We start from the raw sequence: 20,376 nt of genomic DNA, 5'->3' as shown, positions 1-20,376 counted from the left end.
TCAGCGGTCCACGTCAGCCATAACGAAATCGATGCTACCCAGGTAGGCGATCAGGTCCGCGATCATGCTGCCGTTGATCACCGAGGGGATCTGTTGCAGGTGCGCGAAGCTGGGCGTCCGGATACGCGTGCGGTAGCTCATGGTGCTGCCGTCGCTGGTCAGGTAGTAGCTGTTGATACCCTTGGTCGCCTCGATCATCTGGAAGGCTTCGTTGGCCGGCATGACCGGGCCCCAGGAAACCTGCAGGAAGTGGGTGATCAGGGTCTCGATGTGTTGCAGCGTGCGTTCTTTCGGCGGCGGCGTGGTCAGCGGATGGTCGGCCTTGTACGGGCCTTCCGGCATGTTCTTCAGGCACTGTTCGATGATCCGCAGGCTCTGGCGCATCTCGCCCATCTTGACCATGCAGCGGTCGTAGGCGTCGCCGTTGTGGGCCAGCGGTACCTCGAACTCGAAGTTCTCGTAGCCGGAGTAGGGGCGGGCCTTGCGCAGGTCGAAGTCGCAACCGGTGGCGCGCAGGCCGGCGCCGGTGGTGCCCCACTCGAGGGCTTCCTTGGTGTTGTACTGGGCGACGCCGATGGTCCGGCCGCGCAGGATGCTGTTCTTCAGGGCCGCGGTCTCGTACTCGTCGAGGCGCTTGGGCATCCAGTCGAGGAACTCGCGGACCAGCTTGTCCCAGCCGCGCGGCAGGTCGTGGGCGACGCCGCCGATGCGGTACCAGGCCGGGTGCAGGCGGAAGCCGGTGATGGCCTCGACCACCTTGTAGGCGCGCTGGCGGTCGGTGAAGGTGAAGAACACCGGGGTCATGGCGCCGACGTCCTGGATATAGGTGCCCAGGTACAGCAGGTGGTTCAGGATACGGAAGAACTCCGCCATCATGATCCGGATCACGTCGACCCGCTGCGGCACCTTGATCCCGGCGAGCTTCTCCACCGAGAGTACGTAGGGCAGGTTGTTCATCACCCCGCCGAGGTAGTCGATGCGGTCGGTGTAGGGGATGAAACTGTGCCAGGACTGGCGCTCGGCCATCTTCTCGGCGCCGCGGTGGTGGTAGCCGATCTCCGGGACGCAGTCGATGATCTCCTCGCCGTCCAGTTGCAGGATGATGCGGAACGCGCCGTGGGCGGACGGGTGGTTCGGGCCGAGGTTGAGGAACATGTAGTCCTCGTTCTCGCCGTGGCGCTTCATGCCCCAGTCTTCCGGCTTGAAGCGCAGGGCCTCCTGCTCCAGGTCCTGCTTGGCGGCGGACAGGGAGTAGGGATCGAACTCGGTGGCGCGCGCCGGATAGTCCTTGCGCAGCGGATGGCCCTGCCAGGTCGGCGGCATCAGCATGCGGGTCAGGTGCGGGTGGCCGGTGAAGGTGATGCCGTACATGTCCCACACTTCGCGCTCGTACCAATTGGCGTTGGGCCAGATACGGGTGGCGGTGGGCAGGTTGAGGTCGCGCTCGGACAAGGCGACCTTGATCATCACGTCACTATTACGCTCCAGCGACATCAGGTGGTAGAACACGCTGAAGTCGGCGCTCGGCAGGCCGCGGCGATGGGTGCGCAGCCGCTCGTCGACGCCGTGCAGGTCGTAGAGCATCACGTAGGGCTTGGGTACCTGACGGAGGAAGGTCAGGACTTCGATCAGTCTTTCGCGCGGGACCCAGAGCACCGGCATGCCGGTACGGGTGGGCTGGACGGTGAAGGTCTCGGCGCCAAAGCGGGAATTAAGTTCGACGACGATATCCTGGTCGTCTGCCTTGTAAGGCGGGATGTACAGAGCGGAGTCTGCAGTCATGGTCTCGGTCGCTTTCGGTCAACGGTGGGGTGAACGCGGCTGGTCTCGGCCGGCCAGCGGGGCTGGCCGGGAGTTCCGGATCACACTTCGTCGGGGCTGCGCAGGTTGGTCACCTGGATGCGCTGCTCGCGTTTCAGGTCTTTCTGGGCCGGCATTTCGGCGCGGTAGACCCCCTGGTCGCCAACGACCCAGGACAACGGGCGGCGCTCCTGGCCGATGGATTCCTGCAGCAGCATCAGGCCTTGCAGGAACGCCTCCGGACGGGGCGGGCAGCCGGGGATGTAGACGTCCACGGGGAGGAACTTGTCGACCCCCTGGACCACCGAATAGATGTCGTACATGCCGCCGGAATTGGCGCACGAGCCCATGGAGATGACCCACTTGGGTTCGAGCATCTGCTCGTAGAGGCGCTGGATGACCGGGGCCATCTTGATGAAGCAGGTGCCGGCGATGACCATGAAGTCGGCCTGGCGCGGCGACGCCCGGATCACTTCGGCGCCGAAGCGGGCGATATCGTGCGGCGCGGTGAAGGCGGTGGTCATCTCCACGTAGCAGCACGACAGCCCGAAGTTATAGGGCCAGAGCGAGTTCTTGCGACCCCAGTTGACGGTGGAGTTCAGCACATCCTCGAGCTTGCCCATGAAGATGTTCTTGTGAACCTGGCCCTCGACCAGCGGGTCGGCTACGGTTTCCCGTTCGCCTATCGGGTATTGGTCGTTGGCCGCATCGGGATCGATCCGGGTAAGTTTGTATTGCATCGCCAAAGCCTCATTGTTTTAGCTTCGCCTGCCGCTTGCGACGGCTTTCGGGAGCCCAATCGAGCGCACCGATCCGCCAAAGATAGACAAGACCCGCCAACAGAATTGCTATGAAAATGGTTGCCTCGATCAGGCCGGCCCAGCCGCTTTCGCGAACCGACACCGACCAGGCGAAGAGGAAGAGGGCTTCGACGTCGAAGATCACGAAGAGCATCGCGACCAGATAGAATTTTGCCGAGAGACGCAGGCGTGCGCCTCCGGTGGGGACGATCCCGGATTCGAAGGGTTCGTTCTTGCTGCGACCAAATGCCTTGCTGCCAAGCAGGGACGAAACCCCTAGCATGAAGGCGAGAAGGCCAACGACCCCTAGAAGGAAGGCAGCGAATCCCCAGTGATGAGCTGCAAGTTCAGCTGGGTTTGGCATGCTGATACTCCTTCTGTACCGGATATATAAGATCGTGGGTTCTGGGCGCAATGCCCGACTTCTTGTGCAACCCGCTGCGTAGTGAGCTAAGGGTTGTATGTATCTTTCCGATTTTATGCCCAAAGCGCCGGACAAGTAAATTTTTCTAACACAAACAGACGCTTCTCTGCTTTTTCCAGCGCTTTGGTTAATCCCCGAAAGCCTCGTGAATGCTGTCTCTGCGAGAAATGGCGCGGCTTGGCTGGCTTTTGGTCGTATTGCCGCGAAGCGTGGGGAAGGGCTCTTTGCGAGGCCTTAAACGATAATGAATATCGTTTGCAATGTCGCATCCGTATAACTTCGCTACATATATTCTTCGCCGCGTTACTATTGTTTACCCTTTTATTGGCAATTACTCGCGATCAATCCGTTATTGCATTAAACCGGGAATATTTTCCGGGCCGGGCGCATGGCGGTTTTTCTTCTTTCCGCACCATGGCAACCCGGCTGTGGCGCCGCCTGGGGCTGCGCCCGCGGTTCTTCGTGACGGATGCGAAGGCGCTGGGCAAGGCTTGCGGCGGTTCGCTTCGCAGCGCAGATGTAGTCGCTCTGGAGGTGCGCTACCTAGGGGCTGCGGTAGCGTCCCGGGGTTTCTTGCCGACCCAGGCCCAGACCATCTCGCAGGCGATCGGCTGGTTGCCGTTCTCGTCGCTGACCAGCACCGCCACGCGGACCTCGCCCTTGTCCTGTTGCCGGATCTGCTCGATCTGCCCAGCCTCCAGCGTCGCGATGGCGGTCAGGTCGCCCTGGGCGCGCTTGAGATAGTCGATCTTCATGGTCTTGATCAGCGGCAGCTTGTCGTCCGGTACGTTCATTCCGACCAGGAAGCCGCTGGCCGACTCGGCGAGCAAGGCCATCGCCGCGGCATGGATACCTTTTATGTGGTTCTGCACCGGCCGACGGTTCTTCAGGCTGAGGATGGCGCGCTCCTGCCCCAGTTCATGGATGCGCACCCTCGCCGTGCCGGCGAAGCGCACCTGGGAGCCCAGCAGCAGCGTCAGGCTGCGGCTGCGCAGGCGGCGGGGGAGGAGGTTGATGGCGCCGACGGCGCGGCTGAGACGATTGCGCTTGGGCATGCTGGCGTCCTTCCATAGAGAGGGGAGCCTGCATTCCACCCGCTTTGCCCGGGCTTGCCCACGGCTGTAGCGGCGACCTGCGCCGGCATTCCGGCCAACGCAGGTCGTCGTGGCGCGTCAGAGCAGGCGTCGGCCGTCTTCGCGGGTGATCACCACGGTGGCCGAGCGTGGCCGGCGGCCCGGCCCGTCCGGCCAGGTGCTGAGGAGGTTATCGGCGGTCGAGCCTTCCCCCGGGTGCTGGATGTTGATGAACAGCGTACGGAAGTCCGGCGTCGCGGCAATGCCGGTCACCTCGCAACCCAGCGGACCGGTGAGGAAGCGCTTCAGTTCGCCGGTGCGCGGGTCGGCTACCAGCATCTGGTTGTTGCCGAACGGGCCGCTGCTCAACTGGCTGCCGCTCATGTCGGTCTGGATCCACAGGCGGCCTTCCGGGTCGAACCAGAGGCCGTCGGGGCTGGCCAGGATATTGTCCTGGTTCAGCGGCTTGCCGTCCGGGCCGCGGCTGTCTTCGCCGGGACCGGCGAGCATGAACAGGTCCCAGGTGAAGCGTTGCCCGGCATAGTCGCGGCTGCGTTCGCGCCAGCGGATGATATGGCCGTAGGCGTTCTTCACCCGTGGGTTGGCGGCGTCGGCGACGGTGCGCGACGTGTTGTTGGTGAGGGTGAAGTAGACGTCACCGTTGTCCGGGTTGACCGCGCCCCACTCCGGGCGATCCATCTTGGTCGCGCCGAGGACGTCGGCGGCCAGGCGGGTGTTGATCAGCACTTCGCCCTGGTCGGCGAAGCTCACCCCGGCCTTGCGACAGGCCGCGCGGAAGTTGCCGTCGGCGATGTCCAGCGGCAGCCACTGGCCGCTGCCATCGGCGTTGAAGCGGGCGACGTAGAGGGTGCCTTCGTCGAGCAGGCGAGCGTTGCTGCGACCCGGACGGAACTTGTCGCGGCTGACGTACTTGTAGATGTACTCGTTCTGCGAGTCGTCGCCGGAGTAGCAGACTACCTGGCGGCCCGGCTTGACCGGGGCGAAGACCAGGCCTTCGTGGGCGAAGCGGCCGAGAGCGGTGCGCTTGACCGGTACCGATTGCGGGTCGAACGGGTCGATCTCGACGATCCAGCCGAAGTTGTTCGGTTCGTTGCGGTAGTCGTCCTGAGCCTGTTTGCCCTTGCGGGTGGCATCGAAGCGCTCGAACTCGTCGCCCGCCAGGGTTTCCCAGCCGAAACGGCTGGTGTTGCGAATGCCGTAGCGGGTCAGTTCGCGCGGCAGTTCGCTGTCCTGGGTGGAGAAATAGCCGACCCAGTTCTCCTCGCAGGTGAGGTAGGTGCCCCAGGGGGTGAAACCGTTGGAACAGTTGTTGTGGGTGCCGCGGGTGCGGGTGCCGTCCGGACTGTGGCGGGTGCGCAGCAGTTCGTGGCCGCGCGCCGGGCCGGCGATACGCATCGGCGTGGCGGCGGTGATCCGCCGATTGCGTTGCGACGGTACGACATTCCACTCGCCACGCACGTTGCGACGGATCTCCACGACGGAAACGCCATGGGCGTTGATTTCCTTGCGCACTTCATCGGCGACGGTACGCTTGCCATCGACCACGGTCGGGCCATTGGTGTGCAGCAGCGGCGCGTCGATGTATTCATGGTTGAGCACCAGCAGGCCATGGTTGCTGATGTGTCCGCCGCCGAAGCCGAACTGCGCGTCGATCGGGAAGAAGTGCATGCCGTCGTGGTGCATGCCGATCTGTTCGGCCTGGTCCTGGGCGCTGTTGCTGGCGTCGTCGAGGAAGCCCGGATAACTGCCGCTGATCGGGGTGCCCCAGGGTATGAAGGGCGTCGCCTTGTAGCCGGCGGGCACCCGGATGGTATCGGCACGGCCGCTGGCGATGGCTTCGAAGGGTAAGCGGTTGCGGCGTTTGAAAGGCAAGCCGCGCAGGCCTTCCGCGGCGGGCGCCTGCGCTTCGGCGGGGGCGGCGCTGGCGGGGAGCGCGACGCCGAGGAAGGCGAGGGCGCCGAGCGCCGCGCCGCCGGCCAGGACCTGGCGGCGGCCGAGGCCGGCGATCAGGTCGTTCATGTGCGGGTTGTTCGAATGGTTGCTGGGCAACTCGTCGCCATCACCGAACAGGATGGCATCTTTTTTCTCCAGGCTCACGGACGTGCTCCTTGTGGGCTGATCGACGGAGCATTGACGCTAACCGCTGAAAGCGACGGGACGATGACAGGCACTCGAGGCCTTTTGCCATGATCCGGAAATGAAAAACCCCGGCCGGAGCCGGGGTTTTCGCGAGGCGGGCCGGGCAGATCGTGGCTGCCCGGCTGGCCCCTGTTCCTTAGTGGAACTGGTTCATGGTGTTGTCTTTGCCGCTGGCCTTCAGAGCGGCTTCGCCTGCGAAGTACTCTTTATGGTTGTCGCCGATGTCGGAGCCCGCCATGTTCTGGTGCTTGACGCAGGCGATGCCCTGGCGCAGTTCCTGGCGCTGCACGCCCTTCACGTAGGCCAGCATGCCTTCGTCGGCGAAGTAGCCCTTGGCCAGGTTGTCGGTGGACAGCGCGGCGGTGTGGTAGGTCGGCAGGGTGATCAGGTGGTGGAAGATGCCGGCGTGGGCCGATCCATCGCGCTGGAAGGTGCGGATCTTCTCGTCGGCGACCTTGGCCAGCTCGGTGTCGTCGTACTCGACGCTCATCAGCTTGTTGCGGTCGTAGGCGGAAACGTCCTTGCCTTCGGCGACGAACGCATCGAACACCTGCTGGCGGAAGTTCAGGGTCCAGTTGAAGGACGGGCTGTTGTTGTAGACCAGCTTGGCGTTCGGAATCACTTCGCGGATGCGATCGACCATTGCCTTGATCTGGCCGACGTGCGGCTTCTCGGTTTCGATCCAGAGCAGGTCGGCGCCGTTCTGCAGCGAGGTGATGCAGTCCAGGACGCAGCGATCTTCGCCGGTGCCCTTGCGGAACTGGAACAGGTTGGAAGCCAGGCGCTTCGGACGCAGCAGCTTGCCTTCGCGCTTGATCACGACGTCGCCGTTGCCCAGCTCGGCCTCGGAGATCTCTTCGCAATCCAGGAAGGAGTTGTACAGGTCGCCCAGGTCGCCCGGCTCGTTGGTCACGGCGATCTGCTTGGTCAGGCCGGCGCCCAGGGAGTCGGTACGGGCGACGATCACGCCATCGTCCACGCCCAGCTCGAGGAAGGCGTAGCGTACGGCATTGATCTTGGCGAGGAAGTCGATGTGCGGAACGGTGACCTTGCCGTCCTGGTGGCCGCACTGCTTCTCGTCGGACACCTGGTTTTCGATCTGGATGCAGCAGGCGCCGGCTTCGATCATCTTCTTGGCCAGCAGGTAGGTCGCCTCGGCGTTGCCGAAGCCGGCGTCGATGTCGGCGATGATCGGCACCACGTGGGTTTCGAAGTTGTCGATCTGGGCCAGCAGCTCGGCTTCCTTGGCCTTGTCGCCAGCGGCGCGGGCAGCGTCCAGGCCGGTGAACAGCAGGTCCAGCTCGCGGGCGTCAGCCTGGCGCAGGAAGGTGTACAGCTCTTCGATCAGGCCGGAAACCGCGGTTTTCTCGTGCATGGACTGGTCCGGCAGCGGGCCGAAGTCGGAGCGCAGCGCGGCGACCATCCAACCGGACAGGTAGAGGTAGCGCTTGTTGGTGGTCTTCAGGTGCTTCTTGATCGAGATCAGCTTCTGCTGCCCGATGAAGCCGTGCCAGCAACCCAGCGACTGGGTGTAGACGGAGGAGTCCGCATCGTATTCGGCCATGTCCTTGCGCATGATGGCCGCGGTGTACTTGGCGATATCCAGGCCGGTCTTGAAGCGGTTCTGGATACGCATGCGAGCTGCGTACTCGGGGTTGATCGCGCTCCAGCTGCTGCCGTTCTTCTCTTTCAGCGCGGCAACTGCCTTGATCTCGTTCTGATATGCGGACATGGTCAATCCTTCAAGAAATGTATTGGTTGAGCACCGACTGACCCACTCAAAACCTGCTGGTGAAGGTTGTCTTGCGGGTGGCTCACCGCTGCATGGCGAGAGAATGACCGTGGCGAAGAATGACGCCGAGGAGGGGGTGGAGACGAACAGTTCGCGGACCGTGCTTCTCGACTGGCTCAAGTGCCGTTCGGCTCGTGGTTGCCGGTGGGCGACTCGCTGTCGAGTCTTTCGATCTGGCTGATACGTAAACGCTTCCCCGTCCCTCAGGACAACTTCGTTCCAGTCGCAATCTCGTCAAGCCGCCTTGTGGGCAGATCAACACGGTGGAGGCCGAGGGCGTATCGGCGCAGGCACCGGGAGCTCGTCGTTTCAGAGCCCCTGATTAGCGGGAGCGGGGCCATCATGCTCTGGAAAAAATCCGTCGTCAAACGTTTTGTAGTGTTTTTTCAAGACTACTACACGAAGGTCTAAGAGTGACCGGATGGTCTTGTCTGGTCGAGATGTTTCCGTTTGCATCGAAAATGCCCGCAAGAGCCCGCGCCCCGCGGCTTTGCCGGAGCGGGAGGCAATTCGCGCTGGAAAGAGCGCCGTCGGTCAGTCGAGGGTTTCGACTTTCAGGCGCAGGCTGGTGTCGTCGCGTCCCTGGGTCGAGTAGCGACGCACGAAGCCGCGCTGGTCGGCCTGGTTCTGTTCGCTGACGCCGCCCAGGGTGATCCACTCGCCGAGCTTGCCGCTGACCCGGGTGTCGGTGCTCTGGGTATCGATGACGCCGGGATGGCTCTGGCTGAGGCGGTCATTGCTGGAGCTGATGGTGACGTGCACCAGATTGCCGGTCAGCGTCGCGGTGACGTAGAAGCCGCGGTTGACGTTGCGGTATTCGGTCTGGCTGTAGATCTGCCCGTAGGGACCGGTGGCGGTGCTGGTGATGGGGACGCTCTGGCCGACCTGGATCAGCGCCGGGTAGCCCTCGGTGGCCTGGACCTGCTGGCTGCCGCCGGAACGGCTGTCGGTGGAGCGACGGATGATGCGGACGCGATCCTTGCCGTTGACCTCGCCGCGGCCGCTCTGGATCTCGATGTTGCCGGCGCTGGCCGAACCATCCACCGAATAGCCGCGGCTGTCCTGTTGCAGGTTCTCGCTGGTATCCACGGTGATCAGCAGGCGATGCGGGCGCGAGTCGATCTGCTGCAGGACCGATTGCAACTCGCGGATCTTCGCCGGCTCGGCATTGACGATCAACTGGTTGCCATAGGCGGTGACCTTGCCTTCGCTGCCGATGACCGACTGGGCCACCGCCATCACGTCGTCGGCGGTGCGGTAGTTGAGCGGGATCACTTCGGTGCGCGGGGCGGCCGAGGCGCCGAGAACGACCGTCGCCAGCAGCGAGGAGAGCAAGGTGGTGCGCAACAGGGTCACAGGAGGAAGCTCCGCAGGTCCGGGTCGGAAAGACTGGTGTCCCAGGCCTGCTCGAAGCGGGCCTGGAGTTGACGCACCCGCCCGGCGGCACGGTAGCAGGCGTAGCCCGCCGGTTGCGCCGGTTTCGGGCGCAGCAGCAGGCCCTGGTCGTCGGCCAGGAGGAAGGCGTCGTCCTCTTTAGGGTAGTCCGGGTTGAGGCGGCGGATCAGGCAGTTGCTCGACAGGCGGCGCGAAAGGTTGATCAGGCGGTGGCCGTTGCGCACGGCCTGGGCGCTGTCGCCAACGAGGATACGCAGGCGATTGCGTGGATTGGCCAGGAGAAAACGGGTGCAGGCTTCCTGGATGCTGCTGTGGTGATAGAGCCAGCTTTCCAGGTCGGGACTGTGCAGGCAGAGCGAGCGGCGGGCTTGCTGCAGGAGGGCCAGGGCATGGGCGCGGGCTTCCTGCGGATGCTCGAAGCGCTCCAGCGGCTCATGTTCGCCGAGGCGGAATGGCGCTGGTTCCCAGCGTTCCGCGGGTGGTGCGGCGCTTGCCGGGTTGCGTACCGCAAAGCGCCCCGGAGAGCTGAATTCGATGGCCGGCAGGTCGGCCGGCGAGGTCTCCGGGGTGTCGCTCATCGGGCCTCAGTCGCTGTCGCGAACCATGTCGACATGGGGCAGGCCGGCATCGAGGAATTCGCCGCTATCGACCTTGAAGCCCAGTCGCTCGTAAAAGGGAATGGCGTAGACCTGCGCGGTCAGCAGTTGGCGCTTCAGGCCGCGTCGCTCGGCTTCCTCGATGGCCGCGCGCATCAGCGCGTCGCCGACCTTCAGGCCGCGCCAGTCCTTGAGTACCGAGACCCTGCCGATGTGCCCGTCGCCCAGCAGGCGCGCGGTGCCGATCGCGTATTCGCCTTCATAGGCGAGAAAATGCACGGCTTCGTCGTCTTCGGCGTCCCACTCCAGTTCCGGCGGAACCGACTGTTCGGCAATGAAGACCGCTTCGCGGATGCGGCGCAGCTCGGCATTGTCCTTCTGCCAGTCGGCTACGCGTACGCGGATCTTATTCATCTGCAAACTCCAAACTGCCCTGTTTGACCAACTCCGCCAACAGCTTACGCGCATCGTCGTCGGCCAGCCATTGGCCGAGGTTTTCCAGATGCAACGCATCGGCCGAGCAGACCAGCTTCAGCAGTTCCTTGAGCTGGCCGGGCAGGAGTACGCTCTGGCCGCTGGCGAACAGCACCAGGCCGATGTCGATCTCGCTCCAGGCCAGGCGGGCGCTGGGGTTGCGCACCAGCAGCGCGCCATCCTCGAGGGCGCCGAACAGCTCCTCTTCGGGGATATCCTCGCCGGCAACCAGTTCAGGATAGCGCGGCTCGGTCATGAACTGGCCGAACCAGGTCAGCAGCAGGCGCTCGTCGCTCATGTGCTCCTGGATCAGGCCCTGCAGGCGCTCCAGAGCGTCGCGCTGGATCTGGTGCGGATCGTCGCCTACCGGTTGCAGGCCGGCATCGGTGTAGCGCTCCTCGTCGGAGAGGAACTGGCCGAGGAAGTCGGTGAAATGGGTCAGCACTTCGGCGGCGCTGGGCGCGCGGAAGCCGATCGAGTAGGTCATGCACTCGTCTTCGGCAATGCCGTAGTGGGCGAGGCGCGGGGGCAGGTAGAGCATGTCGCCGGGCTCCAGGACCCACTCGTCGCTCTGTTCGAAGTCGGCGAGGATGCGCAGGTCGGCGTGCTCGCGCAGCGGGCTGTCGCTGCTGCACATCTGTCCGACTTTCCAGCGCCGGCGTCCGTGGCCCTGAAGCAGGAATACGTCGTAGTTGTCGAAGTGCGGACCGACGCCGCCGCCAGGAGCGGCGTAGCTGATCATTACGTCGTCGATCCGCCAGCTGGGCAGGAAGCGGAATTGCTCCAGCAGTTGGGCGACTTCCGGGACGAACTGGTCGACCGCCTGCACCAGCAGGGTCCAGTCCTGTTCCGGCAGGTGCTGGTAGTCCTCCTCCTGGAACGGGCCACGGCGCATTTCCCACGGGGTTTTCCCGTGTTCGAGGACGATGCGCGATTCCACCGATTCCTCCAGCGACAGCCCGGCCAGTTCGTCGGCGGACAGCGGGCTTTCGAAGTCCGGGATCGCCTGGCGGACCAGCAGCGGTTTGCGCTGCCAGTAGTCGCGGAGGAATTCGGCAGCGGTCAGTCCGCCCAGAAGTTGCAGGGGAGTATCAGCATTCATGGTTAAGTCCTTGAAACAAAAACGCCCGGCGCAGCCGGGCGTGCAAAAGGGTTGCGTGCTCAGATGCGCTTGGCCTGGGCGGCGGCATTGCCGACGTAGCCGGCCGGGGTCAGCTTCTTCAGCTCGACCTTGGCCTCGGCGGGAATCGCCAGCTCTTCGATGAAAGTCTGCAAGGCTTCGGCGCTGATGCCTTTGCCGCGGGTCAGTTCCTTCAGCTTCTCGTAGGGGTTTTCCACACCATAGCGACGCATCACGGTCTGCACCGGCTCGGCGAGGACTTCCCAGCAGGCGTCCAGGTCCTCGGCGATGCGCTGGGCGTTCAGCTCCAGCTTGCCGATGCCCTTCAGGCTGGCCTCGTAGGCGATGACGCTGTGGGCGATGCCGACGCCGAGGTTGCGCAGCACGGTGGAGTCGGTCAGGTCGCGCTGCCAGCGCGAGATCGGCAGCTTGCTGGCCAGGTGCTGGAACAGCGCGTTGGCGATGCCGAGGTTGCCCTCGGAGTTCTCGAAGTCGATCGGGTTGACCTTGTGCGGCATGGTCGAGGAGCCGATCTCGCCGGCCACGGTCTTCTGCTTGAAATAGCCGAGGGAGATGTAGCCCCAGACGTCGCGGTCGAAGTCGATGAGGATGGTGTTGAAGCGGGCGATGGCATCGAACAGCTCGGCGATGTAGTCGTGCGGCTCGATCTGGGTGGTGTAGGGGTTGAAGGTCAGGCCGAGGTCGCCTTCGATGAACTGGCGGGCGTTGGCTTCCCAGTCGACTTCGGGATAGGCGGACAGGTGGGCGTTGTAGTTGCCCACGGCGCCGTTGATCTTGCCCAGCAACTCGATGCCGGCGACCTGCTTGATCTGCCGCTCCAGGCGGTAGACGACGTTGGCCAGTTCCTTGCCCAGGGTGGTCGGCGAGGCGGGCTGGCCGTGGGTGCGGGAGAGCATCGGCACGTCGGCGAATTTCACCGCCAGTTCGCGGATGGCCTCGGCGATCTGGCGCATCAGCGGCAGCAGCACGCTGTCGCGACCCTCGCGGAGCATCAGGGCGTGGGACAGGTTGTTGATGTCCTCGGAGGTGCAGGCGAAGTGGATGAACTCGCTGACCGCGGCCAGCTCCGGGAGCTTGGCGGCCTGTTCCTTGAGCAGGTACTCCACGGCTTTCACGTCGTGGTTGGTGGTGCGCTCGATTTCCTTGATGCGTTCGGCGTGTTCCAGCTGGAAGTCGCTGGCCAGGCTGTCGAGCAGGGCGTTGGCTTCGGCGGAGAACGGCGCGACCTCGGGAATCCCGGCGTGGGCGGCGAGGCGCTGCAGCCAGCGGACTTCCACCATGACGCGGAAACGGATCAGGCCGTATTCGCTGAAGATCGGACGCAGGCTGCTGGTTTTGCCGGCATAGCGGCCATCGACGGGGGATACCGCGGTGAGCGAGGAAAGCTGCATGAGACGTTCTCGTGGCTGGAAGTCAACGAAAAAGGGGCGCATATCATACATGAAAGGTGCGCCCCGGTGGGGCATTCAGCGGGGCCTTTCGGCGGGGCGGTTGCCCAGCAGGGGGATCAGGCTGGCGGCGAAGATCAGGGCGGCGCCGAGCAGCGACGTGTGGCTGGGCAGTTCGTCCCAGCGCAGCCAGGCGATCACCCCGGCGAAAACGATGGCCATGTAGGCGATCGGTCCGATCACTCCCGGGGAGGCCAGGGCATAGGCCTGCGACATGGTCAGTTGGCCGAGGCTGGCGAACAGTCCGGCGCCGAGCAGCAGGAGCAGTTCCTGGCCGTTCAGCGGTTGCCAGGCCCAGGCCAGCGGCACGGCGGAGAACAGGGTGCCGAACAGGGCGAAGTAGAAGACGATGCGATAGGCCGGCTCGCTGTCGCTCATTTCGCGGATCGAGACGAAGGCACAGGCGGCCATCAGGCTGGAAGCGATGCCGACCAGGGCGATCGGCGCCACTACCGCGCCGCTGGGCCTGGCCACCAGCAGCACGCCGAGGAAGCCGACCAGGGTAGCGACCATCATGCGGCGGGTCAGCGGCTCCTTGATCCACAGGTGTGCGATCAGCGGCGTGAACACCGGCGCGGCATAGCTGAACAGCATGGCGTCGGTCAGCGGTAGGTGGGCGAGGGCGTAGAAGTAGCAGTACATGCCGCCCAGGCCGTAGGTGGTGCGCAGCAGGTGCGATAGCGGGCGGCGGGTGCGCAGCGGGCCGATGCCGCGAGTCAGCGCCAGGGGCAGGAAGAACAGCACGCCGACGAGGTTGCGGAAGAACACCACGGTTTCGTTGTTGACGGTGCTGGAAGCCTCGCGGATCAGGCCGCCCATCAGGGCGAAGAGCAGCGCCGAAAGAGCCAGCATGGCGGCGCCCTGGGTCGGGCTGTTGCGCCGTTGCGGCTGGCTCCCGGCCATGGCCATGGCTAGCCGCGCAGCAGGGGATAGAGTTCGTTGAGCAGCCGGCGCCGGCTGAACACCATCTGCCAGCGGCTGCCGCCCAGTTGCCGCCAGAGCCGCGCCGAGCGGATGCCGGCGAGCAACAGGGCGCGGATCCGCGCGGCGTTGCTGCTGACCTGCAGGTGGCGCATGTCGCCGTGTACCTGGATGCGCTGGCGGAAGGTGCTGAGGGTGTCCTGGTAGATGCTGGCGAACGAGGCGATGACGTTCTCGTGGACCAGGCCGAAGTGCTGGACCTGCTGTTCGACCTGGTCGAGGCGCTGGCCGATCAGGTCGAGCATGTCGCCGCGCTTGTCCAGTTGCCGTTCCAGGGTCAGCATCGCCAGGGCGTAGCGCAGCGGTTCGCGCTGCAGGCTGCCGGGCTTGCGCTCCAGGGCGCTGGCCAGGGCCTTGAAGCCGTCGCGTAGGTTGAGGCTGTCGCCACCGTAGACGTCCAGGGTGCTGGCCGGGTTGCGCGCCAGCAGGCTGCCGAGCATGCAGCCCAGCGGGGCTTCGCTGATCTGCCCGGTGCGTGCCAGCTTGTCGACCAGGGCTGCGGATTCGAAGACGGCGCCGAGGGCGATCAGTTGCTGTCGCGGATCGCTCACGGGCGTCCTCCGAAATCCCAGGCTTCCGCCGTTTCGATCACGCCGCCGCCGAGGCAGACGTCGCCGTCGTAGAACACCACCGATTGCCCCGGGGTCACTGCGCGCTGCGGTTCGTCGAACACCGCGCGGTAGCCTTCCGCGGTCTTTTCCAGGACGCAGTCCTGGTCGCTCTGCCGGTAGCGCACCTTGGCCCGCAGGCGGCGCGGCCGCTCCAGCTCGACCGGGTTGACCCAGTAGATTCGCGAGGCCAGCAGGGCGCGGGAGAACAGCAGCGGGTGGTCGTTGCCCTGGCCGACCAGCAGCACGTTGCGTTGCAGGTCCTTGCCGAGTACGTACCAGGGATCGTCGCCGGCTTCCTTGAGGCCGCCGATGCCGAGGCCCTGGCGCTGGCCGATGGTGTGGTACATCAGGCCGCTGTGGCGACCGATGACCTTGCCTTCGGTGGTCTCGATGTCGCCCGGCTGGGCCGGCAGGTACTGCTTGAGGAAATCGGTGAAGCGTCGCTCGCCAATGAAGCAGATGCCCGTGGAGTCCTTCTTCTTCGCCGTGGCGAGGCCATGCTTCTCGGCGATGGCGCGGACTTCCGGCTTCTCCAGTTCGCCGACGGGGAACAGGCTGCGGGCGATCTGCTCGCCGCCCACCGCGTGCAGGAAGTAGCTCTGGTCCTTGTTCGGGTCCAGGCCCTTGAGCAGCTCGGTGCGCCCGTCGCGGTCGCGGCGCCGCACATAGTGGCCGGTGGCGATCAGGTCCGCGCCGAGCATCAGCGCGTAGTCGAGGAACGCCTTGAACTTGATTTCGCGGTTGCAGAGGATGTCCGGGTTCGGCGTACGGCCGGCCTTGTACTCGGCAAGGAAGTGCTCGAACACGTTATCCCAGTATTCCGCGGCGAAGTTCGCCGTGTGCAGCTTGATGCCGATCCGGTCGCAGACGGCCTGGGCGTCGGCCAGGTCCTCGCGGGCGGTACAGTATTCGGTGCCGTCGTCCTCGTCCCAGTTCTTCATGAACAGGCCTTCGACCTGATAGCCCTGCTGCAACAGGAGCAGGGCGGAGACGGACGAGTCGACGCCGCCGGACATGCCGACGATCACGCGCTCGCGGCGTGGGGTGGGGGCGGATTCAGACATAGCGATCAGGCGTCACGGGCGAATTCGTAAAACGCGGATTCTATCAGGCCTGGGGCAGGGAGGGCGACACGTGGGTGTCGCGGATCAGCGCCAGGGGATAGCGGCCGCCGGCCAGGTAGTCGTCGATGCAGCGCAGCACCAGGTGGCTGCGCCAGCGCTGCGGCTGGGCAGCCAGTTCGTCGCGGGTCAGCCAGCGCGGGCCGATGATGCCGTCGTCGAGGGCGCGCTCGGGGTGGTGGCGCACGGGGTGGGCGGCGAAGCATACGCGCTGGTAGGTGACGCCGTTGGACGGGGCGGTGTACAGGTAGATGCCGGTGACGGCGCTCAGCTCGACCTCCCAGCCGGTTTCCTCGAGGGTTTCGCGCAGGGCGGCCTCGAGCAGGCTTTCGGCGGGCTCCAGGTGCCCGGCGGGCTGGTTCAGCACCTCGCGGCCGTCGGCCTGTTCCTCGACCAGCAGGAAGCGGCCTTGGTCCTCGACGATGGTCGCTACGGTGACATGGGGATGCCAGCTCATGGATGTCTCCTCGGTACGGAAAAGGCCTCGATAAAAAGAAACCCCGAGCGTAGGCCCGGGGTTTCTGCTTCGTCAGCGTGACGCCATCAGGCCAGGCTGTCGATCGCCGCGTTGAAGGTGGCGCTGGGGCGCATCACCTTGCTGGTCAGCTCCGGGTTGGAGCGATAGTAGCCGCCGATCTCGGCCGGCTTGCCCTGGACCGCATTGAGTTCGGCGACGATGGTCGCTTCCTGCTCGGTCAGGGCCTTGGCCAGCGGCGCGAAGTGCGCTTTCAGCTCGGCGTCTTCGTCCTGGGCGGCCAGGGCCTGGGCCCAGTACATCGCCAGGTAGAAGTGGCTGCCGCGGTTGTCGATGTCGCCGACCTTGCGCGACGGCGACTTGTTGTTGTCCAGCAGCTTGCCGGTGGCTTCGTCCAGCGCCTTGCCGAGCAGCTTGGCCTTGGCGTTGCCGGTCTTGATCCCGGTTTCTTCCAGGGACACGGCCAGGGCCAGGAACTCGCCCAGGGAGTCCCAGCGCAGATAGTTCTCTTCCACCAGTTGCTGGACGTGCTTGGGTGCCGAGCCGCCGGCGCCGGTTTCGTACATGCCGCCGCCCGCCATCAGCGGAACGATGGAGAGCATCTTGGCCGAGGTGCCCAGTTCCATGATCGGGAACAGGTCGGTCAGGTAGTCGCGCAGGACGTTGCCGGTCACCGAGATGGTGTCCTTGCCGCGGATCAGGCGTTCCATGCTGACGCGAATGGCCTCGTTGTAGCCCATGATGCTGATGTCGAGACCGGTCAGGTCGTGGTCCTCGAGGTACAGCTCGACCTTCTTGCGCAGTTCGCGGTCGTGGGCGCGCTCCGGGTCCAGCCAGAAGATCGCCGGGGTATCGGACTGGCGTGCGCGGGTGACGGCCAGCTTGACCCAGTCGCGGATCGGAGCGTCCTTGGTCTGGCAGGCGCGCCAGATGTCGCCGGTCTCCACCTCGTGCTGCATCAGCACGCTGCCGTCGGCCAGGACCACGCGCATGGTGCCGTCGGCGGTCATTTCGAAGGTCTTGTCGTGGGAGCCATACTCCTCGGCCTTCTGCGCCATCAGGCCGACGTTCGGCACGCTGCCCATGGTGGTCGGGTCGAAGGCGCCGTTGGTCTTGCAGAAGTTGATCATCTCCTGATAGATGCGGGCGTAGGTGCTTTCCGGCATTACCGCCTTGGTGTCTTTCTGCTTGCCGTCCTTGCCCCACATCTGGCCGGAGTTGCGGATCATCGCCGGCATCGAGGCGTCGACGATGACGTCGCTCGGAATGTGCAGGTTGGTGATGCCCTTCACGGAGTCGACCATCGCCATTTCCGGGCGGTGGCTGTACACCTCGTGGATGTCGTGGAGGATCTCTTCCTGCTGGGAGGCGGGCAGCGACTTGATCTTGTCGTAGACGCTGGAGATGCCGTTGTTCGGGTTCACGCCGAGCTCTTCGAAGAGTTGGCCCCACTTGTCGAAGACGTCCTTGTAGTAGACGCTCACCGCATGCCCGAAGACGATCGGGTGGGAAATCTTCATCATAGTCGCCTTGACGTGCAGGGACCACATGACGCCGGTTTCCTTGCAGTCCTGCAGGGTCTTCTCGAAGAAGTCGCGCAGCTTGCCGCAGCTCATGAACATGCTGTCGAGCACTTCGCCTTCCTGCAGGCTCAGTTGCTTCTTGACCTCGACCTTGCCGTCCTTGCCGACGAACTCGATGCGCACGTCACCGGCCTTGGCCATGGTGATGGACTGTTCGCTGGAGAAGAAGTCGCCGCCGCGCATGTAGTCGGCGTGGGAGCGCGAGGCCATGCTCCACTTGCCCATGGAGTGCGGGTGCTTGCGGGCGTAGGCCTTCACCGCGGCAGGCGCGCGACGGTCGGAGTTGCCTTCGCGCAGGACCGGGTTCACGGCGCTGCCGAGGATCTTCGCGTAGCGTGCGCGAACCTCTTTCTCTTCGTCGGTCTGCGGGTCTTCCGGGAAGTCGGGAACCTTGTAGCCCAGGCCCTGCAGCTCGGCGATCGCGCCTTTCAGCTGGGGCACCGAGGCGCTGATGTTGGGCAGCTTGATGATATTGGCGTCGGGCGAGGTGGCCAGGACCGCCAGGCGGGCGAGGTCGTCTTCGATACGCTGGTCGGCGTCGAGGCGGTCGGCGAAGTTGGCCAGGATGCGTCCTGCAAGAGAGATGTCGCTGGTCTCGACGTCGATGCCGGCGGACGCGGCAAAGGCCTTGACGATGGGGAGGAGCGAGTAGGTGGCGAGCGCAGGTGCTTCGTCGGTGAAGGTGTAGGTGATCTTCGAGCGGATGGACATCTACGGTAACTCTCTTTTTTGCTGGGCGCGCACAGAGTCTCGATACGCGTTGGTGGACGCGATGCCTTCGCTCAACATCGGGTTGAATCGAAATCGAGATATGCCGCGGGATATAGGGGCGCCAGTAGAGCGTTGTACGGCGGGTTCATGGTGGCGAACCCGACGCTGCGAGGGGAGAGGGTCTGGTCCCAGACTGCTCGGACCTCGATGACTGCGAAGTCATGGCGCGCAGTATACCACCCTCTCGCCGGGCTGATGCGCTCGCCTGTTTAGACTAAGGAAGATGTGGTTTCCGGGCGGACAACTGGGCTACCCTAGAAGGCTGCAACAGGGTTTTAACCACAACACGGAGTTCAGCATGGGATACCAAAAGATCCAGGTGCCGGCGACCGGTGACAAAATCACTGTGAATGCCGACATGTCCTTGAGCGTACCGAAGAACCCGATCATCCCGTTCATCGAGGGTGATGGCATCGGCGTCGATATCAGCCCGGTCATGATCAAGGTTGTCGACGCTGCAGTGGAAAAAGCATACAAGGGCGAGCGCAAGATCGCCTGGATGGAAGTCTACGCCGGCGAGAAGGCCACCCAGGTTTATGACCAGGACACCTGGCTGCCCCAGGAAACCCTGGACGCCGTGCGCGACTACGTGGTTTCCATCAAGGGCCCGCTGACCACCCCGGTCGGTGGCGGCATCCGCTCCCTGAACGTGGCCCTGCGCCAGCAACTCGATCTCTACGTCTGCCAGCGCCCGGTACGCTGGTTCGAAGGCGTGCCCAGCCCGGTGAAGAAGCCTGGCGACGTGGACATGGTGATCTTCCGCGAGAACTCCGAGGACATCTATGCCGGCGTCGAGTGGAAGGCCGGTTCGCCGGAGGCGGAGAAGGTCATCAAGTTCCTCACCGAGGAAATGGGCGTCAAGAAGATCCGCTTCACCGAGAACTGCGGCATCGGCATCAAGCCGGTTTCCCAGGAAGGCACCAAGCGCCTGGTGCGCAAGGCCCTGCAATACGCCGTCGACAACGACCGCAGTTCGGTGACCCTGGTGCACAAGGGCAACATCATGAAGTTCACCGAGGGTGCCTTCAAGGATTGGGGCTACGAAGTCGCGCGCGATGAATTCGGCGCCGAGCTGCTGGACGGCGGTCCGTGGATGCAGTTCAAGAATCCGAAGACCGGCAAGAACGTCGTGGTCAAGGACGTGATCGCCGACGCCATGTTGCAGCAGATCCTGCTGCGCCCCGCCGAGTACGACGTGATCGCCACCCTGAACCTGAACGGCGACTATCTCTCCGACGCCCTGGCGGCCGAGGTCGGCGGCATCGGCATCGCGCCCGGCGCCAACCTGTCCGATTCGGTGGCCATGTTCGAGGCGACCCACGGCACCGCGCCGAAGTACGCCGGCCAGGACAAGGTCAACCCGGGTTCGCTGATCCTCTCCGCGGAGATGATGCTGCGCCACATGGGCTGGACCGAGGCGGCCGACCTGATCATCAAGGGCACCAACGGGGCGATCGCCGCCAAGACCGTGACCTATGACTTCGAACGCCTGATGGACGGCGCGACCCTGCTGTCCTGCTCGGAGTTCGGCGACGCGATGATTGCCAAGATGTAGGAAGGGCTAGCGCCCGAACGAGAAAAAGGCCGGTTCGCACCGGCCTTTTTCATTTCCGTGTCCCGTCCTGAATAAGGTTTACACCTCCCATGCCGATTTTCCGGAGAGCTAGATGGAGCAAGGTGTAAAGCGCACACAGCGAGATTACTCACTGTCTTTTAAATTGGCCGTCGTTG

General features: G+C 64.4%; 17 protein-coding genes. 1 reads left to right on the top strand and 16 read right to left on the bottom strand.

The genetic code is table 11. The features are described 5' to 3' along the window. From nuoC to AC4OR5_RS24120, 16 genes are all read right to left on the bottom strand, one after another. A complete protein-coding gene (nuoC, locus tag AC4OR5_RS24195; protein ID WP_003090458.1) occupies positions 1-1,782 on the bottom strand; it encodes an NADH-quinone oxidoreductase subunit C/D in 1,782 nt (593 codons plus the stop codon). 80 nt (positions 1,783-1,862) lie between these two features. Then, entirely contained in the window at positions 1,863-2,540 is a 678-nt protein-coding gene (locus AC4OR5_RS24190; RefSeq protein ID WP_003090455.1) for a NuoB/complex I 20 kDa subunit family protein, read from the bottom strand. 10 nt (positions 2,541-2,550) lie between these two features. Then, entirely contained in the window at positions 2,551-2,964 is a 414-nt protein-coding gene (locus tag AC4OR5_RS24185; RefSeq protein ID WP_003090452.1) for an NADH-quinone oxidoreductase subunit A, read from the bottom strand. Between the two features lie 599 nt (positions 2,965-3,563). Beyond that, positions 3,564-4,118, bottom strand: coding sequence for a DUF4442 domain-containing protein (locus AC4OR5_RS24180; protein WP_003119967.1), 555 nt, complete (start codon positions 4,116-4,118; stop codon positions 3,564-3,566). 78 nt (positions 4,119-4,196) lie between these two features. Beyond that, positions 4,197-6,215, bottom strand: a complete 2,019-nt coding sequence (locus AC4OR5_RS24175; protein WP_003108746.1) for a PhoX family protein — start codon at positions 6,213-6,215, stop codon at positions 4,197-4,199. Between the two features lie 178 nt (positions 6,216-6,393). Next, positions 6,394-7,989, bottom strand: a complete 1,596-nt coding sequence (locus AC4OR5_RS24170; protein WP_003090447.1) for an isocitrate lyase — start codon at positions 7,987-7,989, stop codon at positions 6,394-6,396. A gap of 594 nt (positions 7,990-8,583) precedes the next feature. Continuing rightward, positions 8,584-9,405, bottom strand: coding sequence for a secretin N-terminal domain-containing protein (locus AC4OR5_RS24165; protein WP_003090446.1), 822 nt, complete (start codon positions 9,403-9,405; stop codon positions 8,584-8,586). Beyond that, positions 9,402-10,022: a DUF7931 domain-containing protein gene (locus AC4OR5_RS24160; protein ID WP_003122605.1), complete on the bottom strand. Its 621-nt coding sequence runs from the start codon at positions 10,020-10,022 to the stop codon at positions 9,402-9,404. Before AC4OR5_RS24160 ends, AC4OR5_RS24165 begins: the two co-directional genes overlap by 4 nt. A 6-nt stretch (positions 10,023-10,028) precedes the next feature. Beyond that, positions 10,029-10,454 (bottom strand): GNAT family N-acetyltransferase, encoded by a 426-nt coding sequence (locus tag AC4OR5_RS24155; RefSeq protein ID WP_003090444.1) that lies wholly within the window; start codon positions 10,452-10,454, stop codon positions 10,029-10,031. After that, a complete protein-coding gene (locus AC4OR5_RS24150; protein WP_003090443.1) occupies positions 10,447-11,616 on the bottom strand; it encodes a ribosomal protein uL16 3-hydroxylase in 1,170 nt (389 codons plus the stop codon). The genes AC4OR5_RS24155 and AC4OR5_RS24150 overlap by 8 nt, the downstream gene beginning before the upstream one ends. A 59-nt stretch (positions 11,617-11,675) precedes the next feature. Next, a complete protein-coding gene (purB, locus tag AC4OR5_RS24145) occupies positions 11,676-13,046 on the bottom strand; it encodes an adenylosuccinate lyase (RefSeq protein ID WP_003090442.1) in 1,371 nt (456 codons plus the stop codon). Between the two features lie 75 nt (positions 13,047-13,121). After that, positions 13,122-14,012 (bottom strand): DMT family transporter, encoded by an 891-nt coding sequence (locus tag AC4OR5_RS24140; RefSeq protein WP_004350068.1) that lies wholly within the window; start codon positions 14,010-14,012, stop codon positions 13,122-13,124. 2 nt (positions 14,013-14,014) lie between these two features. Then, positions 14,015-14,635 (bottom strand): high frequency lysogenization protein HflD, encoded by a 621-nt coding sequence (gene hflD / locus AC4OR5_RS24135; RefSeq protein ID WP_003090440.1) that lies wholly within the window; start codon positions 14,633-14,635, stop codon positions 14,015-14,017. Next, positions 14,632-15,759, bottom strand: a complete 1,128-nt coding sequence (mnmA, locus tag AC4OR5_RS24130; RefSeq protein ID WP_003131114.1) for a tRNA 2-thiouridine(34) synthase MnmA — start codon at positions 15,757-15,759, stop codon at positions 14,632-14,634. Before mnmA ends, hflD begins: the two co-directional genes overlap by 4 nt. 43 nt (positions 15,760-15,802) lie before the next feature. Continuing rightward, positions 15,803-16,273 carry an NUDIX hydrolase gene (locus AC4OR5_RS24125; RefSeq protein WP_058160134.1) on the bottom strand — a complete coding sequence of 157 codons (471 nt, stop codon included), beginning with the start codon at positions 16,271-16,273 and terminating at the stop codon, positions 15,803-15,805. 86 nt (positions 16,274-16,359) lie between these two features. Further along, on the bottom strand, positions 16,360-18,585 hold the full coding sequence (locus tag AC4OR5_RS24120) for an NADP-dependent isocitrate dehydrogenase (RefSeq protein ID WP_031755831.1): 2,226 nt from the start codon (positions 18,583-18,585) through the stop codon (positions 16,360-16,362). Positions 18,586-18,943: 358 nt separating this feature from the next. Here AC4OR5_RS24120 and icd point away from each other — a divergent pair, with 358 nt between their 5' ends. Beyond that, the gene (gene icd / locus AC4OR5_RS24115; protein ID WP_003090436.1) at positions 18,944-20,200 is read left to right on the top strand and encodes an NADP-dependent isocitrate dehydrogenase; all 1,257 of its coding nucleotides are present in this window, start codon (positions 18,944-18,946) and stop codon (positions 20,198-20,200) included. Positions 20,201-20,376 lie beyond the last annotated feature (176 nt).

The sequence above is a fragment of the Pseudomonas sp. YA1 genome (genome assembly GCF_058680555.1).
Note: the sequence above shows the minus strand (reverse complement) of the source record. Positions and strands in the feature narration are given on the sequence as shown.

Excerpts from the sequence above, each read along its gene's own strand:
- nuoC (WP_003090458.1), bottom strand. The coding sequence starts at position 1,782 with ATGACTGCAGACTCCGCTCTGTACATCCCGCCTTACAAGGCAGACGAC.
- AC4OR5_RS24190 (WP_003090455.1), bottom strand. The coding sequence starts at position 2,540 with ATGCAATACAAACTTACCCGGATCGATCCCGATGCGGCCAACGACCAA.
- AC4OR5_RS24185 (WP_003090452.1), bottom strand. The coding sequence starts at position 2,964 with ATGCCAAACCCAGCTGAACTTGCAGCTCATCACTGGGGATTCGCTGCC.
- AC4OR5_RS24170 (WP_003090447.1), bottom strand. The coding sequence starts at position 7,989 with ATGTCCGCATATCAGAACGAGATCAAGGCAGTTGCCGCGCTGAAAGAG.
- AC4OR5_RS24160 (WP_003122605.1), bottom strand. The coding sequence starts at position 10,022 with ATGAGCGACACCCCGGAGACCTCGCCGGCCGACCTGCCGGCCATCGAA.
- AC4OR5_RS24155 (WP_003090444.1), bottom strand. The coding sequence starts at position 10,454 with ATGAATAAGATCCGCGTACGCGTAGCCGACTGGCAGAAGGACAATGCC.
- AC4OR5_RS24150 (WP_003090443.1), bottom strand. The coding sequence starts at position 11,616 with ATGAATGCTGATACTCCCCTGCAACTTCTGGGCGGACTGACCGCTGCC.
- purB (WP_003090442.1), bottom strand. The coding sequence starts at position 13,046 with ATGCAGCTTTCCTCGCTCACCGCGGTATCCCCCGTCGATGGCCGCTAT.
- AC4OR5_RS24140 (WP_004350068.1), bottom strand. The coding sequence starts at position 14,012 with ATGGCCATGGCCGGGAGCCAGCCGCAACGGCGCAACAGCCCGACCCAG.
- mnmA (WP_003131114.1), bottom strand. The coding sequence starts at position 15,759 with ATGTCTGAATCCGCCCCCACCCCACGCCGCGAGCGCGTGATCGTCGGC.
- AC4OR5_RS24125 (WP_058160134.1), bottom strand. The coding sequence starts at position 16,273 with ATGAGCTGGCATCCCCATGTCACCGTAGCGACCATCGTCGAGGACCAA.
- AC4OR5_RS24120 (WP_031755831.1), bottom strand. The coding sequence starts at position 18,585 with ATGTCCATCCGCTCGAAGATCACCTACACCTTCACCGACGAAGCACCT.
- icd (WP_003090436.1), top strand. The coding sequence starts at position 18,944 with ATGGGATACCAAAAGATCCAGGTGCCGGCGACCGGTGACAAAATCACT.